The sequence below is a fragment of the Paenibacillus woosongensis genome, from assembly GCF_030122845.1.
In the GTDB taxonomy this organism is placed as follows: domain Bacteria; phylum Bacillota; class Bacilli; order Paenibacillales; family Paenibacillaceae; genus Fontibacillus; species Fontibacillus woosongensis_A.
Window position 1 is genome coordinate 3183674 of sequence record NZ_CP126084.1, and the last position, 16981, is coordinate 3200654.

20 protein-coding genes and 1 other annotated feature are annotated in these 16981 nt (G+C 49.2%); of the genes, 3 read left to right on the forward strand and 17 right to left on the reverse strand.

Features of this window, described 5'->3' with window-relative positions; genetic code table 11:
• Positions 1–20: 20 nt before the first annotated feature.
• The 15 genes from QNH46_RS14595 to QNH46_RS14665 all read right to left on the reverse strand — a co-directional run bounded on the left by QNH46_RS14595 (position 21) and on the right by QNH46_RS14665 (position 11490).
• Positions 21–200, reverse strand: coding sequence for a DUF2768 family protein (locus QNH46_RS14595; RefSeq protein WP_155610135.1), 180 nt, complete (start codon positions 198–200; stop codon positions 21–23).
• A 156-nt stretch (positions 201–356) separates the two neighbouring features.
• Positions 357–629 (reverse strand): stage VI sporulation protein F, encoded by a 273-nt coding sequence (locus QNH46_RS14600; RefSeq protein ID WP_283924956.1) that lies wholly within the window; start codon positions 627–629, stop codon positions 357–359.
• A gap of 99 nt (positions 630–728) precedes the next feature.
• Complete coding sequence (locus tag QNH46_RS14605) at positions 729–1766, reverse strand: NAD(P)H-dependent glycerol-3-phosphate dehydrogenase (RefSeq protein ID WP_283924957.1); 1038 nt, start codon at positions 1764–1766, stop codon at positions 729–731.
• The gene (gene plsY, locus QNH46_RS14610) at positions 1759–2370 is read right to left on the reverse strand and encodes a glycerol-3-phosphate 1-O-acyltransferase PlsY (RefSeq protein WP_283924958.1); all 612 of its coding nucleotides are present in this window, start codon (positions 2368–2370) and stop codon (positions 1759–1761) included. The genes QNH46_RS14605 and plsY overlap by 8 nt, the downstream gene beginning before the upstream one ends.
• A 12-nt stretch (positions 2371–2382) precedes the next feature.
• Positions 2383–3705 (reverse strand): ribosome biogenesis GTPase Der, encoded by a 1323-nt coding sequence (gene der, locus QNH46_RS14615; RefSeq protein WP_283924959.1) that lies wholly within the window; start codon positions 3703–3705, stop codon positions 2383–2385.
• A 274-nt stretch (positions 3706–3979) separates the two neighbouring features.
• A complete protein-coding gene (gene rpsA, locus QNH46_RS14620) occupies positions 3980–5212 on the reverse strand; it encodes a 30S ribosomal protein S1 (protein WP_155610139.1) in 1233 nt (410 codons plus the stop codon).
• Positions 5213–5348: 136 nt separating this feature from the next.
• Complete coding sequence (locus QNH46_RS14625) at positions 5349–5918, reverse strand: lysophospholipid acyltransferase family protein (RefSeq protein ID WP_283924960.1); 570 nt, start codon at positions 5916–5918, stop codon at positions 5349–5351.
• Complete coding sequence (gene cmk, locus QNH46_RS14630; protein WP_213590604.1) at positions 5908–6618, reverse strand: (d)CMP kinase; 711 nt, start codon at positions 6616–6618, stop codon at positions 5908–5910. The genes QNH46_RS14625 and cmk overlap by 11 nt, the downstream gene beginning before the upstream one ends.
• A gap of 128 nt (positions 6619–6746) precedes the next feature.
• Positions 6747–6956, reverse strand: a complete 210-nt coding sequence (locus tag QNH46_RS14635; RefSeq protein WP_213590603.1) for a hypothetical protein — start codon at positions 6954–6956, stop codon at positions 6747–6749.
• Between the two features lie 100 nt (positions 6957–7056).
• The gene (locus QNH46_RS14640; protein WP_283924961.1) at positions 7057–7710 is read right to left on the reverse strand and encodes a flagellar brake protein; all 654 of its coding nucleotides are present in this window, start codon (positions 7708–7710) and stop codon (positions 7057–7059) included.
• Between the two features lie 129 nt (positions 7711–7839).
• On the reverse strand, positions 7840–9207 hold the full coding sequence (gene ypeB, locus QNH46_RS14645; protein ID WP_283924962.1) for a germination protein YpeB: 1368 nt from the start codon (positions 9205–9207) through the stop codon (positions 7840–7842).
• 120 nt (positions 9208–9327) lie between these two features.
• A complete protein-coding gene (locus tag QNH46_RS14650; RefSeq protein WP_283928547.1) occupies positions 9328–9465 on the reverse strand; it encodes a hypothetical protein in 138 nt (45 codons plus the stop codon).
• Positions 9466–9532: 67 nt separating this feature from the next.
• On the reverse strand, positions 9533–10243 hold the full coding sequence (gene prsW, locus QNH46_RS14655) for a glutamic-type intramembrane protease PrsW (RefSeq protein WP_283924963.1): 711 nt from the start codon (positions 10241–10243) through the stop codon (positions 9533–9535).
• Between the two features lie 75 nt (positions 10244–10318).
• Positions 10319–10936 (reverse strand): genetic competence negative regulator, encoded by a 618-nt coding sequence (locus QNH46_RS14660; protein WP_155610146.1) that lies wholly within the window; start codon positions 10934–10936, stop codon positions 10319–10321.
• A 188-nt stretch (positions 10937–11124) separates the two neighbouring features.
• On the reverse strand, positions 11125–11490 hold the full coding sequence (locus QNH46_RS14665) for a hypothetical protein (RefSeq protein WP_283924964.1): 366 nt from the start codon (positions 11488–11490) through the stop codon (positions 11125–11127).
• Between the two features lie 107 nt (positions 11491–11597).
• On the opposite strand from QNH46_RS14665, the gene QNH46_RS14670 reads away from it, so the two are divergent.
• A complete protein-coding gene (locus tag QNH46_RS14670; protein ID WP_283924965.1) occupies positions 11598–12500 on the forward strand; it encodes a polysaccharide deacetylase family protein in 903 nt (300 codons plus the stop codon).
• Between the two features lie 150 nt (positions 12501–12650).
• Here the strand turns inward: QNH46_RS14670 and QNH46_RS14675 are convergent, their stop codons facing one another.
• Together QNH46_RS14675 and QNH46_RS14680 are read right to left on the reverse strand one after the other, a co-directional pair.
• Positions 12651–13127 (reverse strand): hypothetical protein, encoded by a 477-nt coding sequence (locus QNH46_RS14675; RefSeq protein WP_283924966.1) that lies wholly within the window; start codon positions 13125–13127, stop codon positions 12651–12653.
• Positions 13124–13717: a CPBP family intramembrane glutamic endopeptidase gene (locus QNH46_RS14680; protein WP_283924967.1), complete on the reverse strand. Its 594-nt coding sequence runs from the start codon at positions 13715–13717 to the stop codon at positions 13124–13126. Before QNH46_RS14680 ends, QNH46_RS14675 begins: the two co-directional genes overlap by 4 nt.
• Before the next feature lie 116 nt (positions 13718–13833).
• On the opposite strand from QNH46_RS14680, the gene QNH46_RS14685 reads away from it, so the two are divergent.
• Both QNH46_RS14685 and serA read left to right on the forward strand, forming a co-directional pair.
• Entirely contained in the window at positions 13834–14742 is a 909-nt protein-coding gene (locus tag QNH46_RS14685) for a hypothetical protein (protein ID WP_283924968.1), read from the forward strand.
• 150 nt (positions 14743–14892) lie between these two features.
• Positions 14893–15119, forward strand: a binding site (T-box leader).
• Between the two features lie 227 nt (positions 15120–15346).
• On the forward strand, positions 15347–16939 hold the full coding sequence (serA, locus tag QNH46_RS14690; protein WP_283924969.1) for a phosphoglycerate dehydrogenase: 1593 nt from the start codon (positions 15347–15349) through the stop codon (positions 16937–16939).
• Positions 16940–16981 lie beyond the last annotated feature (42 nt).

Consider the following 16981-nt stretch of genomic DNA (forward strand, 5'->3'; position numbering starts at 1 on the left):
TCCGCAATGCTTCATCCCACTTACGTGATCGACACAAGCCCCATCAGGAAACCGGTAAGCATCACAATAAAAGCGAGCAAGGACAAAATCCCTTTGACGATGCCTTTTGTTTTGGTGCGGGCAAAAGTGACCAAAAAGACGGACACGCCCATTACGAGAATCGCTGCGATTGATAACCACATCTTCGTCATTGCATCCATGAACTTAAACTCTCCCATTTCCCATAATCGATATGATGAATATTATAGCATTTTGAATACGAACAGGCTATGCAGCACGCAAAAGGATTCCTCCAAAATTATACACACAAATAGAAAAAGCACCTTTCGGTGCCTTTCCGTCAAATCGCCGTATTCTTACTTCTTAAGCATTAATTTCATCAATGCTTCCATATTGTTCGGATTCATGCCGCTTTTCTTCACGGCTCCGATAATTTCCGAAATCGTGCTTTCTGTCACAGGCACCTTGGCCATCGCGGATACCTGCTTAATCAGCCTCCGCAGCTCCGCTTCGCTCTGCAAAGTAGACGGCTTCACTGTACTTGCCAGCTTTTTGACGGAGCTCTCGGAAATATTCTTTCCTGACTTCTTGTTAATCGCGTTCAGGGCTTCTTTGGAAATTTTGCTCATATTCTCCCCCCTTCGCATTGCTCTTCCACAGTTTATGAAAAGCAAACGAAAAAGGTGTTAGGATACGAGCCAGCTTCTTATGGGTGCCCAGGCCTAAAGTTAGGCGTTCCACTGCTCCCAGGTTTCGAGGGACATGACCTCCATCTCGGTCTTGCGATCGCGTCCCATCAGGGCTTCCACAGCGATCCTTGGCTCGACTCCATCAAATAGCACATGATATAACTGCTGTGCGATCGGCATCTGTACATGGTATTTCTCTGAAATGGTGCGGGCAGCCTTCGTTGTCCGAATGCCTTCAACAACCATCCCCATAGAGCCAAGCACGGTATCCACCGATTTGCCTTCGCCAATCATGTAGCCGGCGCGCCAATTCCGGCTGTGGCGGCTGGTTGCGGTTACAACCAGGTCTCCCACTCCGGCCAGACCGGCAAAAGTAAGCGGGTTCGCGCCCATTTCCACTCCGATGCGGGTAATTTCCGCTAATCCTCGTGTCAGCAGCGCGGCTTTGGCATTGTCGCCGTAACCGAGCCCATCCGACATGCCCGCCCCGAGGGCGATTATATTTTTCAGGGCACCGGCCAGCTCCACGCCCAGCATATCGCGATTCGTATACACCCGAAAATAGGTGTTCATAAATAAATCCTGCGCTATCTGTGCCTGCTTTTCCTCCAGCGAAGCGACCACGACGGTCGTCGGGCAGCGCTTCACGACCTCCTCCGCATGACTGGGACCGGACAGGACTACAATCCGCCCTTCCTCACAGCCCAGCTCCTCGGCAATGACGACGGACATCCGCTTTAAGCTCTCTGTCTCAAAACCCTTGGTTGCATGGACGACGGTCATATCCTCATTCCAGTGGGGCTTCAGCGCCCGGGCTACATCCCGCATCGCAGAGGATGGCGCGACGATGACGACCGCCTTCGCTCCGGCGACGGCCTCCCCCATGTCGCTTGTGGCGACAATCCGGTGCGATAGATCAACGCCCGGTAAATATTTTTCATTGCGGTGCTTCTTGTTAATTTCATCTCTTTGCGCCTCGCTACGAGTCCAGATCATCACATCCATCTTATCGGCGAGGACGCTGGCTAATGCCGTTCCCCAGCTTCCTGCCACTAATACGGCCGCTTTCTCAGACAACTCGTTTACCTCCCTTGGAGCCAAGTTTATTCTCTTTGCCTTGGACCAATTTCACGATATTCGTGCGATGTCTCCAAAATGCAAAGACACAAATAATCAGACTCGTCCATAAATAAGGACCGGTTTCTCCAGTGAGCACCAGAAATAATGGAGTCAGCAGAACAAACAGCAAAGAACCGAGAGAGACGTATCTCGTAAAAACGATCGATAAAATAGCGATTATTCCTGCGTAAAGCGCCGGAAAGAAAAACAAGGAAGCCATAACGCCAATCGTCGTGGCAATCCCTTTTCCTCCGCGAAACCGGAAATAGACCGGCCAGTTGTGGCCGATAATGGCAGCGAGCCCGCATAAGAGAGGTACCGATACATGCTCCCCGCCAAGCCACCTGCCAATCCAGACCGCAGCTATTCCTTTAAGCACATCAAGAGCGAGCACCATGATCGCCGGCCCCTTGCCGAGCACTCTCAGTGTGTTGGTTGCTCCAGCATTGCCGCTTCCATGCTGACGGATATCAATTCCTTTCAAGGATTTCGCCAGCAGGACACTGAAGCTGACAGATCCCAACAAATAACTGAAAATTACTGCAATCACGGGTAAAATCACATTTTTCCTCTCCTAACCTTCATCAGACTTACGGCGTGTGAACAACCGAATTGGAGTACCTTCAAAATCAAATGCCGCCCGGATCCTATTCTCCAAGTACCGCTCATAGGAAAAATGCATCAGCTCCGGATCATTGACGAACACCACGATTGTTGGCGGTTTGACGGATACCTGGGTCACATAGTTGATCCGCAGTCTTCTTCCCTTATCTGTCGGCGGCGGATTGATCGCAATCGCATCGGATACGACATCGTTCAGCAAGTGCGTCTGCACCCTCTTCGCGTGCTGATCCGCCACATGCTGCACGACGGGCAGCAGCTTATGCAGACGCTGCTTCGTCTTCGCGGACAGGAAAACGACAGGTGCATAAGTCATGAACAGGAAATGATCACGGATCTTCTGCTCGAATTGATGCATCGTCTTGTCGTCCTTCTCAACAACATCCCATTTGTTTACGACAAAAACAGAAGCCTTGCCTGCCTCATAGGCATAACCGGCAATATGCTTGTCCTGTTCGATGATGCCTTCTTCCCCATTGATCAATACAAGAACGACGTCGGCCCGCTCGATCGCTTTCATCGCCCGCATGACGCTGTATTTCTCCGTCGTCTCATAGACCTTGCCGCGCTTGCGCATGCCTGCCGTATCAATCAGCACATAACGCTGGCCATCCTTCTCGAACGGTGTATCTATCGCATCGCGGGTCGTTCCGGCAATATCGCTGACGATGACCCGCTCTTCCCCGAGTATTGCATTAATCAGGGACGATTTGCCTACGTTCGGCCGGCCGATCAGAGCGACGCGAATGACATCCTCGTCATATTCATCATCCGTAAGTTCTGGTAAATTCTCGGCAATGGCATCCAGCAGATCGCCGATCCCTGTCCCATGGCTGCCCGAAATGCCAATCGGCTCCCCAAAACCCAAGTTGTAAAATTCATAAATGTGATCGGAGCGGCCGATGTTATCCACCTTATTGACGGCTACGATAACCGGCTTGCCGCAGCGGTACAGCAAATTGGCAACTTCCTCGTCCGAGCTCGTTACCCCGGCTTTGGCATCGCACATGAAAACAATGACGTCCGCTTCCTCAATCGCCAGCTCGGCCTGCATGCGAATCGACTTCAAAATCGGTTCCTCGTCCCCGAGCTCAATGCCTCCCGTGTCGATGATGCTGAACGGCTTGCCATTCCATTCGCCTACGCCGTATATACGGTCGCGGGTAATACCGGGCTTGTCTTCCACGATCGCGAGCCGATCGCCGATAATCCGGTTAAAAATCGTCGATTTGCCCACATTCGGCCTTCCTACGATAGCCACAACGGGTCTTGCCATACGGATACCTCCTAAATTTTTGTCCCTATATTTAAACGAAATGCTTAACTAAGTCATGATTCACGATTATCATCATAGCAAAAAAAGCACTAATTGGCTAACGTTTCATTGCTTATTTTAAGGCGTTACGTTTTGCCCATCTTCCGGTAAAGTAAACGTTTTTATTATAGCCGCCTGCTATTTCTTTACTCCCCCTGAACCATACATAAACAAAAATAAAAATCGGCGAACCCGTGTTAGGGGGCCGCCGATCCTTCTGCCTGCTAAATCCCGTCTATTTCCACTTGCTCAATTTGTCACCAAACCGCTCGCCAAGGGTAACGCTCAGGCCTTGATTATTCAGCGAAACGTTAGGGTTGTCGTTCAAGTCCTCTTTCCTTACGCTGCTGCCTCTGGATGGCTTCTCGCTCTTCGGTGCCGGTGCTGGAGCCTCTTCCGTCTCCTTGATGCTCAGGCTGATGCGCTGCTCGGCTGTATTCACATCCAAGACTTTGACTTGAACCGTCTGTCCCTCTTTCAATACCTCATGTGGTGTACCGATATGTTTGTGGGAAATTTGCGAAATATGAACTAGTCCTTCTACGCCAGGCGCAATTTCGACAAAAGCACCGAAGCTAACAAGACGCTTCACTTCACCGCTAACGATATCTCCCGACTTGAATTGCTCTGCCGCAGTATCCCAAGGGCCAGGCGTTGCTGCCTTGATGCTCAGGCTGATTTTGCCTTTCTCAGGATCTACCTTCAGAACCTTAACCTTCACTTGTTGTCCTTCGGAAAGCACATCCGACGGTTTGTCAACATGGTTCCAAGCAATTTCGGATACGTGAACAAGTCCGTCTACGCCGCCTACGTCTACGAATGCACCGAACTGAGTCAGGCGCTGAACCGTCCCTTCGATGACTTGGCCTTCTTGCAGCTCGCTCATGACTTTGAGCTTATTTGCTTCGAATTCCTCATCGAGAACATCTTTTTGCGACAGGATCACTTTGTTGTTCTCCGGATCGATTTCCTTCACTTTAACGCGAAGCGTGCGACCTTTGTAATCGCTGAAATCTTCCACGAAATGACGCTCCACCATCGATGCGGGAATGAATCCGCGAACGCCAACGTCCGCCACGATACCGCCTTTAACGACATCGGCAACGGTTACTTCAAAAGTCTCTTGGCTTTCGAAGCGCTTCTGCAGCACTTCCCACGCATTCTCGCTGTCGATCGCCCGTTTGGATAGCACAAGACGCTCTTTCTCATCGTCAATGCTAACGACTTTGGTCTCTACTTCTTGGCCTACTTGAACGGCATCCGAAGCGCTGTCCAAATGAACAGAGGACAATTCACGAATAGGAATAACGCCGTCATATTTATATCCAATGCTCACATAAGCCTGGTTGTCCTCAATTTTGACGATCGTTCCTTTAACGGTGTCCCCTTTTTTCAAGGATACGATTTGATCCAGTTCATCCTGGTTCGCTGCCTCAACAGCTTCTTGATTCTTAATTTCTTCCGACATGTCAATACCCTCCTCAATTCAGCAACCCATTTATTTAAACCCGCTTGAAGCGAAGTTCAAAACAGCTTGATGTTGATAGCTTTCCAAAAGTCTCCTGCCTTCATGCATATAAACTCTTGTCCAGCGATCAATCCAGTCACCCCTGCGCCTTAAGTTCCGCAATCCGGGACATAATCATTTCCGTCACGCGCTCTGCGGCATCAGGATCAGAACCTTCCTTGAACTCCGAGATATCGATCGGAGCCCCGTAAACAACTTTCATTTTCTTGAATAACTTATAATTTCCCACAATGGCTACGGGAATAATGACCGCATCACTGCGAAGCGCGAAGGTCGCCGCTCCCCTCTTGCCCATCCCGCCGGAGCGGGAGCCTTCCGGGAAAATCCCCATGACTTTACCCGTACGAAGAATGGTTAATGCCGTTTTGATCGACTCCTTGCTCACGCCGCCTCTCTTGACCGGGAATGCACCAAGCTGCGTAATAAGCCAGCCAAAACCGAAAATGTCGAACAATTCCTTCTTGGCCATGAAGTGTACTTTCCGCTTCAGGAGTATGCCGATCGTCGGCGGATCCAGCAAGCTGATATGATTGGAACAGAGTAGCACGCCGCCTTCCTTGGGGATATGCTCAAGCCCTTTCCCCTCCAAACGGAATAGCGCTTTATAAATAAGTAGTAATGCACCACGGCAAAAGCTATAAATCATTTCTGTTCTCTCTCCCATAAGATTGGCTAAATGAAACGATGCGCTCTGCCACTTCACGAGGCGTCAAATGCGTCGTATCCAGCAGAATGGCATCCTCAGCCTGCCGAAGCGGGGATACTTCCCTCTCCTGGTCCAGCCGGTCCCGCTCTGCGATATCGCGGGCGATCATTTCCAACGTAATTCCTTGCTGATCCTGCATTTCCTTGAATCTGCGGCGGGCACGCTCCTCTACGGTTGCCGTCATGAACACCTTCACTTCAGCATCCGGCAGCACCGTCGTACCGATATCGCGTCCATCCATGACGACACCTTTGCGCAGAGCCATTTGCCGCTGAAGAGACACGAGCCAGTTTCGCAGCCCTTCGATTTGCGCGTACCGGGACACTTGAGAGCTCACCGTTAAAGAGCGGATTTCGGCGGTCACATCTTGACCGTCTACGAGAACCTTCTGTCCGTCTTCTCCCGGCATTAATTCTATACCCAAGTTTTGCACCGAATGAAGCACTTTATCGACTTCTTCCGGCCCGATTCCAAGATTCTGCAAATACCAGGTAGCTGCCCGGTACATTGCACCGGTATCTACATAGACATATGACAGCATGCTTGCAACCATTCGGGCAATAGTACTCTTCCCCGCACCGGCAGGTCCGTCGATCGCGATGTTGATCTTGCCGTTATGTGATGACGTTGTCCTAGCCAACGCGGACGCCTCCTCAAAACACGGTCTCAATAAAAAAGCAGGCATTGCCTGCGACGTGAAAATTATACCACACAACGTGGGCGGATGCAAAAGGCGGGAATCGCCAGCCGTCTTTGTGCGATTCTTTGTTATCGTTCCCCGGAGCGGTCGAGCGCCACGCCTTCATAACGGTCTGCTGAAGCAATATAAGCCCGAATAGCCGGAACCCTAAGGATAATCTGACAGGCGCAAAGTCCGGCCAGGGCAACGATGACCGCCTTTTTCAAAAAAGCCTCCATCCCGCTGCTGAATGTCAAAAACAACTCCGTGTATTCCTCGGCCTCGTGGTCTTTCTGCAAATGAACTCACCTCTGCTTGCATGGATATGATTATCATATCCAATGCAGGCCGATGCCAATCTTGACAGCCCCTGGACACCGCGGCTTTCGAGAATGAAATTTAACGGTTCTTGAAATCGAATTGGCGTTCGAAGCAATACCGGATCAGCTTCTGCCTTTCCATATCGGAAATGCTGACAAATTTCAGCATCGCCTTCGTTCGCCCCGTTTCGAGCTGCTTCGTGCGTACGATTTCAGCTTCAAAGGGTACATGGTCGATGCTTCCGTTCTTATAGGACAGCAGCAGCCAGCAATACAACTGCTCGCCTTCGGACAAGTGGTATTGGCTATCAGCGATCAGAGACACGCCCCCGCCTCCCACGTCCTCCGTCAATGCCACGAACCGGGTGTTGTCCTTCAGCTTGACCGCAAGGTCCAGCTTGGATACAACCCGCAGGAAATGGCGCCGCTGTACCTTGGTAATCGTCTCAGGCTCCGGCTTCCTGACTCTGACCAGTTGGACGACATCATCCGCGAAGCCAAGAACGTATGTATTGAAATAATTTTTGACTCCTTGATCGGTCAGGAAATATACTGACAGCTCGTCACCCATATACAGCCGCTTCATATGTCCGCTGCCGCTTTCGATCGGAACTTCGATCAGAAGCGTATCGTCTTCCACATCGGCGATGCGTGACTTGTATTCCTTATCCATATTTTTGCCTTCTGCCGATGCGACCTGGATATACAGCAGGTCATTTACACTAGGAAACAAGTCCCTCCACCACCTTGTTTACTATAGGTTATCATTACCATTTGATTATACCACGGGATGGATCAAATAAATATTCCGCTGACAATAAAAAACGGACCAGATCATTTCAATCAGGTCCGTTTTTTGATTTTACCGGGAGGTCTTCTTAGCGTGCCCATCGCGGATTTGCTCGACAACTTCCTCATTGCCATTATCGGCATTAAGGTAGATACGATATTTCGAGCCATTGATTGCCCCGCCGAATTCGTATGTCAGCACTTTCTCCGACATATCGTTTTCGATCAGCGCAAGCCGGTGATACTGCTCTTTATATTCGGGATTCAAATACTTGCGGGCCTGCTCAAGCGTTAGCTTCGGAGTCGAGAGTTTCCGCTCTTTCCCGTCCTGCTGCTCATAAACATAATCGCTTGCCTGCATGCCGATCACATGCCCGTTGTCCAAAGCGACCCGAACCGAAACTTTCTCCGGATAAATTAGCACGTCTTTATTTTTTTTGACAAATGTGAAGCTGCCGATATTGTCGTATTCATCGTAAGTCACCGGCGTTAAGTCGTGATAGCCCTTGTTCTTCAGGAAATGAGCCGCCGACTCTCTAGCCTGCTCGTGAGTGATCGCTTTAGGTCCAATGTGGCGGTCGCTCCAGTAATTGATCAGATGGCCGCCTTGACGCGTGAAATCGAGCGTAACGGATTCGGACTTGTTTCCTCCTTGAACCTTGGCCGTATAGGAAGCCCATTCCGTTCCCTTTCCATTTTCGGTAACTTGGATATTATGCGGTGAATGAACTCCAGCGAACTGGGCAGCTTTCGTCTTGATTTCATTGACGGTAACAGGTTTCCCTCCGAGCTTCTTGACGGAGCGTTTGTTATAAATGCTTGCCACGGATGGTCCCCAATCGAGCTCCGGGTATTCCCCGACTCGCTTGTCTACCGTCTTGAAGCCATCGATAATCGTATTGTCCTGCTGACTGTTCGGATTGGCTAGCGTAGTCTCCACGTCCATCCAGCGAAGGCGTTTGGAAAGGACCTTGTCCTGAACTTCCTGCAGCTGTTTGGAAATGTGCTCAGAGCTCTTGTAAAGCTCCTTCAAATTTTTCATTTCACTGTCGGTCAACGGCTGCTTGGCCAAATCGCGGACTCCCGCCTGATAAGAAAATTTCGAAATTCTGGACAGGAACTCTTCCGTTTTGTTAAAAGGAAGCATGGTCAATGGCAGCTGATTGATTTCATTCTGCGCTTCGCTCGTGATCCTCCATACGTTCACCAAACCTTTGCGCTGCGATCCGGTCGAGTTGCTATGCACGGCCAGCGTATTCCCTAGCTCTCCGTGAAGCTTGTCGACATGGAACGACAAACTATGGAATGCGCGCTGATACTGATTTTCCGCTTTGATGAGAATCGCGTTCTTTTCTTGGTTTTCCTGATAGCCCCACATTAAAGCACCGATTAACAGAACCGTGGCGATCGGAAATAGTATGGCACTCAAACGTCTATACATATCATCTACACTCCTTCCTTCAACGAACTGAAGTTAGTTTGACTAGAAGGAAGGAAGATTATTCACTTTTGACAGCTCTGCTGAAAATGTTCTTGTTGTCCATTTGTTACCCATTGCCCATCAAGGCATGTCCTCTTCAATAACGAAATCATGGCGGTTATCGCATAGACATTGCTTGAACCCCGTCTCGATCTGACCGCGCTCCTTTTTGCCGCGCAGAACGAATCGTTCGCCGCATGTTTTACAAGTGATTTTCACTTTTACACGCACTAAAAAAAGCACCCCTTTCAGCTTCACGACATGGATTTCCGCGAATAAGCTGTCATTAGGATGCCCTATTTTCGGTATTGTTAACCCTATCCTCAAGCAGTCTTCGGAAAGGGGATCTCTTGTTGGCCCTGTACATTTTCCCGATGCCTCCATACCATAGATATGCCATGAGAGGAACAATATACCAAATCCAGTAATGCGTAATATTACCCAGTATCCAGTCATATACACCATGATAGAACAGAGGCATTAGCAATGAATAGACCAGAAATCTTCGGCTATCCTTGCCTGTAGAGAATTTGGCCCGGCCCATGTAATAACCCATCATGACGCCGAACATGGCATGCCCGGAGACAGGCAGCAAAGCCCGGAGAAGCAATGTTCCGACAGTAGCTTGCTGGGCAAAGGAATAAATGACATTCTCTACCGTGGCGAAGCCGAGCGAAATGGCTGTAGCGTATATAATCCCGTCGTAAGGCTCATCGAATTCTGTATGGTTATATATCATATGGAACAGTACAAACCATTTCAGCGATTCCTCAACGCCTGCTGAAATGACGAAAGCGTTGACCAGAGAGCCCTCACCCAGCCAGAGCATCAAGCCGCTCTGCAGTATCATAACCGGGAGAATAATAATAAATCCAAGTAAAAAAACCTTAATGACCATATGCAGCGGTTCGGCTTCATACTTGTCCTTAAGGTAAAAATAAGTCAACAAGGCGATTCCGGGGGCTACCGCTGCGGTCGCAATCGAGAAAAAAATCAACGGTATTCCCCCTCATCGACCCTTCGAAATATTCAAGCTTTCGTTGATCCGATACAACACGTACCGCACCATGGCTTAGTCCTGACGCTTGAAGTTACTGCAAATAACTCCGATCGCATTCTCGGACATGACCTGGTTTCCGTACTCCTCCAGCATCGCTGGAGTAACAGAGGTCGCCTCGCCGAACTCAGCGAGAACCGCAATGACTGCCGGATGCTTTCCTTCTTCCAAATCTTCTGGCTCTAATTGAAGAACCCATTTCCCGTTATATTTAAATAGTCTGCCAGCTTCAGTAAGCATAGGCCGCAGAACGTGAGCCGCTTCAATCAATACTTCGAAATCATCAAAGGAATATAGAATCGTATCACTCTGCTCCAGCGTTACTTCCATCTCATAGACTTCGTCCGGTAAATCATCCTCATAGTGCGGCCCAACCCCATGATGGTGGTCGAATTTGCCGCGCGTCACTATGACGACCATTCCTTGAGCAGGAAGCGCAAAAACTTCAACGGCCAAAGGGCCAGTAGCGTCAAATCCCACTTCATTGTAAGCCTGATCCATCATTTCCGTGAACAGGTCATGAACCTTGGGAATTTCCTGCCACATGTCCTCTTTCTGGATACCGCGTTCGCTAAGGTCGTCAAACGTGAGGAAAATCCGTATCTTATCTTGGCCCAATCTTTCAATTTTCATACAGGATCCTCCTCCCCAAGCCTTGTTATAACAGATTATGAAACCTGCTGTAATATGTGCTGGAAATGGTTCTTTGTAAGTATGTTATCATTTATCTTACTTAAATGCACGTAATAAAATAGACAAAAAAAGAATCATTTTCTGCTCGACCTCGAGGGAGCTGAAAATGATCCATAAATCGGCAATTTTTAGAGCCCGGGAATGACCGAATTCGTCTCTTTCAAAATCTGCTCCACTTCGCGGCGGACATCGGCATTTCCTTTGATGAAATCCGTAATTTGCTTCACACTGTATTCCTTCGAATGACCCGCATCGTGCGAGGATACAGCGGAACTGGGATGCACCTTCGATTCGCCCATGCCGGACGAGCCGTGCTTATGCTCGCTTGCGGACGAATGCCCATGTTCGCTCCCTTTGCCTGCAGAATTCATGGTCATTCCAGCCAAATTCATAATTCCTTTGCCGCCTGTAAGCTTGCCTCCGTTTCTTTTGGCCGACCAAATCACAGCTGCAGCCCCAACTAACGCACCACATAAGAATGAGACAGATTTCACCCTAAAAACCTCCTTGATTGTGTTAAAATCATTTGTAGTGTTCACGCTTTGGTTCAAACTCATGCGCAATAAATACAGGAAGAAACACAAAAGGGAGATGAAATCATTTGCTCAACAAGAAGGTTCTGCTCATCGCAGCCTGCTGCATCATTCTTGCCTCATGCGGCTCCGTTCGTCCATCTGTCAATTCTGACGCTGCCAATGCAGGCCAAACCACGTCAACCGAAACGAATTCCCCCGGAATTCCGGTTAATGGCGAAGCTGTGGATGACGCTGCGGACGGCAGCAGCAATGCTTCCGCGGGAGCAGAGGAAGCAAATTCCGACAGCTCTGATGCCGAGGCTTCGCCCGAATATAAGTATCACATCAATAAGGCCTATAATGTAGTTCCGAATGAGGAAGGCACCGAGAAGAAGGTCGTTCTGCTGACCTTTGACGACGGCCCGAAAGAGAAAGAAATGCTGGAAGGACTCCTGGATACCCTCGATAAATACGAAGCTAAAGCGATATTTTTCGTCAATGGCTACCGTGTCAAAAAAAATCCGGATTTGCTGAAGCTCATCCATGAACGCGGGCAAATTATCGGTAATCACAGCTGGGATCACATCGACTTGAAGAAGGAATCTGCGGATAGCGCTCGCAAGCAGATCGAGGACGTGCAAAGCATTGTTGAGGAGACCGTCGGGGAACGCCCGCGATTCTTCCGTCCCCCTTTTGGCTCGGGAAACGATACACTTCACGGCATCGTCAAGGATAATGAAATGATCTATATGACCTGGTCCAACGGCTCCTTGGATTGGGACGCCAAATTCAAGAACAAGCCGGAAGGCGTCATTCAAAACGTCATGGATCAGCTCCATCCCGGCAGCAATATCCTCATGCACGAGCTTCCCTGGACGGAAGAGGCACTTGACGAGCTGCTGATGAAAATTCAGGCAGCAGGCTACAGTTTCGTGGATCCGCGGACGATTTCCTCTGCGCCTGAAACGCCAACGCCAGGCGGTGCGTAACGAACATCCAGCGACTAACAGTCATCTAACGGTAAAAAGGGCATTCCCTAAGGTCTGAACAGACCGGGAATGCCCTTGATTTAATTCATCCGTTGGAATATTGATTATTCTGCTGCTTATTATGGCTATGATTAGCTGAAATCCCTCAAGCTACATGCCATGGCTCTTTCCCCAAGGCGACTCACTAATTCCCCACCAGAACAAGGCCACCATTACGGCCACAAAGATGAACAGTAAAGTGTTCACAAAATACTTCGTCAGTTTCACCCTCTGCGAAGGATAGACCTCCCGTCTGGAGGGAAGCTCCTGGGCGGATAACTCAAACTGGTCCTCTCCTTCGGACTCCGGACGCAGCAAATTTATCGCATAATGCTCGCCTGAATGGCCGGATTTAGCCATTTCGCGAGTATTCGCACCATCGCTGATGCTCCGATTTCGCTTAAGCGAATCATGAGCTCCCTTAGGCAGCCTCCCTTGACTAGCTGCCTTCCTTCCGGGAACTCCGGAAGTGGACTCGCTCGATCTATGTTGCTCTGGATGCTTCCGGGCCGCCCCGGATCGTTGATGTCTGTCTTTCGGATGGCGGCGCTGACCGTACCGCTCCATCCTGCTCAAGCGTTCACTCATGTTCCCCTCCGAAATTTAATGACGAGTCCCGATATGAAATCAATGAGAAAATGGCACACGATCGGAGCCCATAACGTACCCGCCTGTATATAAATGTATCCCAGCGCATAGCTGCTAAGAAATACCCATCCTGTTGGAATCCAGTGTCTAAGGTAACGGACATGGATCAAGGCAAAAATGATACTCGTCCAATACGGTCCGAGCCCGTACTGAATCGCCCCGCGAAACAGCAGTTCTTCGCAAATAGACACGATGACGCATATGATTGCGATATGCCACACCGGACGATTGCGAAACAGCATCTCATTGATTCCCCCATCATCCAGGCTCTCCTCCTTCACGAACCTCGACAACAGGAAATCGACGCCAAACATCGCCGCGGCCAATCCACAGCCCCATAGCAGAAATCGATAATTTTCCGGAAATTGGAGCAGTGAAATCACACTTCGCTTCTGAAAAAAAAGGATGATGATTCCGATAATTAAAGTAAGACCTTGTGTAATGTATAAATTAATCAGCAATAGGCGCTCATTAAGTTGACCCGGATCGACTCTTTGAATTTTTATTTTGCCGAACTTGTCTTTTTTCATAGTATTCGTCAAATCCTGTCCTTTATTATAGTTCTATACACAAACCAGTACCAGGCATATAATCTTTCTTAGTGCTCTCGGACTAAAAAATACTTGTAAGAGGAGCGTTTTTGATTATGCAGAAAAAATCTTACCGGTTCGAATTATTGTTCATGCTCGGGTTTCTGTTTACGCTAGTCGCGGCCTTCGGAACTTTCTTCCTTGGCTTCAAAATGGGCATCACGCAAGCTGAAGCGAAATACGCCCATCTGACGAACCTACCGGGATTTGAGACGACGGCTTCCTACGAGCAGCAGGACCTCGTCGCCTACTATTACGTTGTGTTCCAGCCTTACGAGCAATTCAAACATGAATATTTCGGGCTCGTCGACCAACTGAGAAGTAGCGATTCCAGGGTAAAATCAATCGGCATCATGAAGGATATCCGCAATGCATCACGCAAGCAATATGAGCAGATCCAAGCTCAGACGATTACGGTGTCCTCCCCCTTGTTACAAGATGCACAAAGTGATATTTTGAAAAGTTTGAAGCTCTTTGATGAAAGCACAAGCCGGATTGAAATCGGCAGCAAAAGCGGAGCACAGCTTGCTAAATTGCTCGCTGAGGACGAATTTACGAATAATGCCGAACAATACGGACTGAAAGCCCAGCAAAAATATTATACGTCCATGATGAAATGGGCCGCTAAAAGCAACAAGTCGATCCCTTCGGACGTAGTATTCAAGGAAAATACCACCGTCAAAGAATGGGCATCCTATCCACTGGCGGTTAAAAATAAAATTGTCAGCGACTTGATGGTCAGCAGCAACCTCTATGTATCGTATCTTCCGCAGGATATGACGGCTAAAATCGACCAGATGATCGACAGCGGCAAAGCAGGCTCCATGAAGCTGAATTCGGTAACTTCCATCGTCAACGTCCTTACGGATACCGAAGCTGTTCAAGGAAAAGAGTTCCTGAAGTGGAAATCGGCCTATTATGCAACGGAATTCCTTCCGGAGGTGCCGTTTTTCTCCGAACAGTAGCTGCTGTCTGTATGGCGGGGTCTGATACAATTCGACAACATTAAAATCATAACCAAATTACCAAGGTTATTCAAGGCTACCCCGGACCCTATCATTTACGGTATTGACACTTTCCTTAAGGTCATGATACATTATGAAAAATTGCATTTGTTAAACACGATGAAGGAAACGAGTTGTCGCGAAGCTTACAGAGAGCCGGTGGTGCTGCAAACCGGTAGCGGAATGGGAACTCTAGCGATCCTGAGTAATTGTGCTGAACGATAGGAGTAGGCGCAATCGGAGGAACTCCGTTATCAACATGTCATCATGACAACTGAGGCTGTATCTGCGAGGAGCAGCGAATTAGGGTGGTACCACGAACAACTCTCGTCCCTTACTACGGAAGTAGTGTGCGGATTGAGAGTTTTTTTATGCTTGCTGGCAACCTGCTTGCAGCATTTAGCAAATAGTTTGAACCTCGATCCTTTCGCTCCTCTAACGCATTGGAACGGCACCTAGATATAGTGTTTCCTAATTTAAGCGAATGCTTCCGAAGAAAGTTTTGTATCGAAGACTTTCCGAAGAAGCAATGCTATATACAAAACTTTTAGGAGGAAAAGAAATCATGTTCAAAGTACTAGTATCAGATCCCATCAGCGACCTCGGAATCCAGCAGTTGATGGACGCAAGCGACGTTGTAGTAGAGAAAAAGACGGGACTTTCGGAGGATGAGCTCATCCAAATCATTCCGGACTACGACGCTCTGCTCGTACGCAGCCAAACGAAAGTCACCGAGAAGATTATGGAAGCCGGAACCAATCTGAAAGTGATCGGCCGCGCAGGCGTCGGTGTCGATAACATTAACCTGGATGCAGCGACCAAACGCGGTATCATCGTGATCAACGCCCCGGACGGCAACACAATTACGACATGCGAGCACGCTTTTGCGATGATGATGGCTCTTGCCCGCCATATTCCGCAAGCTTACGCTAAGACGATCCAAGGAACCTGGGATCGCAAGTTCCTCGGCGTGGAGCTGCGCAACAAGAAGCTGGGCGTACTTGGCATGGGCCGTATCGGCAGCGAAGTCGCGAAACGCGCTAAGGCATTTGGCATGGATATCCTCGGATTCGATCCGTTCATGACAGAGGAACGCGCCGAGAAACTGGGCGTGAAGCTGGCTACCGTCGACGAAATCGTGCGGAACGCTGACTTTATCACGGTTCATACACCGCTCACACCCGAAACGAAGCACATGATTTCCCGCCCGCAGTTCGAGGTGATGAAAAAAGGCATGCGCATCATTAACTGCGCCCGCGGCGGTGTAGTCGATGAGCAAGCATTGGTCGAAGCGATCGATCAAGGCATCGTTGCCGGTGCAGCCTTCGACGTATTCGAGCAGGAGCCGCCGGCAGCGGATCATCCATTCCTGAACAATCCGAAAATCATCGTTACTCCTCATTTGGGCGCATCAACGGTAGAGGCTCAAGAAAACGTAGCGATCGACGTATCGGAGCAAGTGCTGCACATTTTGCGCAACGAACCGTTCAAGAACGCGGTGAACATGCCTCCAGTCGCGGCAAGCGTGATGAACAAGCTGCAGCCATTTTTCGAGCTTGGCGAGAAAATCGGTGCATTTGCTGCCCAGTTGAACAACCAGGCTGTACATGAAATTCATGTTGAATACGCCGGCGATTTAGCAGAGGTAGATACTCAACCACTTACGCGCTACATCATCAAGGGGGTATTGTCCCGCCATTTCGGCAACGATGTGAATATCGTCAATTCGGTGCATCTGGCCAAGGTACGCGACATTGACGTAGTTGTATCGCAATCCTCGGCTAGTAAAGGCTTTACGAACCGCATCAGCGTTACGCTGAAAACAGAAGACGGCAAAGATCGCCGCATCGCGGGCACTTTGCTGAAAGAATATGGCGCGCGGATCGTACGGATCGATAAGTTCCCGGTCGATATCGCTCCGGAAGGCAACTTGATCTTTATCTCTCATAATGATAAGCCCGGCATTGTCGGAAGCGTAGGCACTCTACTCGGCAAAAATGATGTAAATATCGCTTCGATGCAAGTTGGACGTAAAATTATTGGTGGCGAGGCGATTATGGTGCTGACCGTGGACAAGACGGTTTCCAAAGAAGTGCTTGATGAATTAGTGAGCCTGCAAGAGCTGAACACCGCTCTGCAAATCGAATTTAAATCATAATTAACCTGCAAATTAAGCAAGGGGCTTCAGACGTGGTATTCC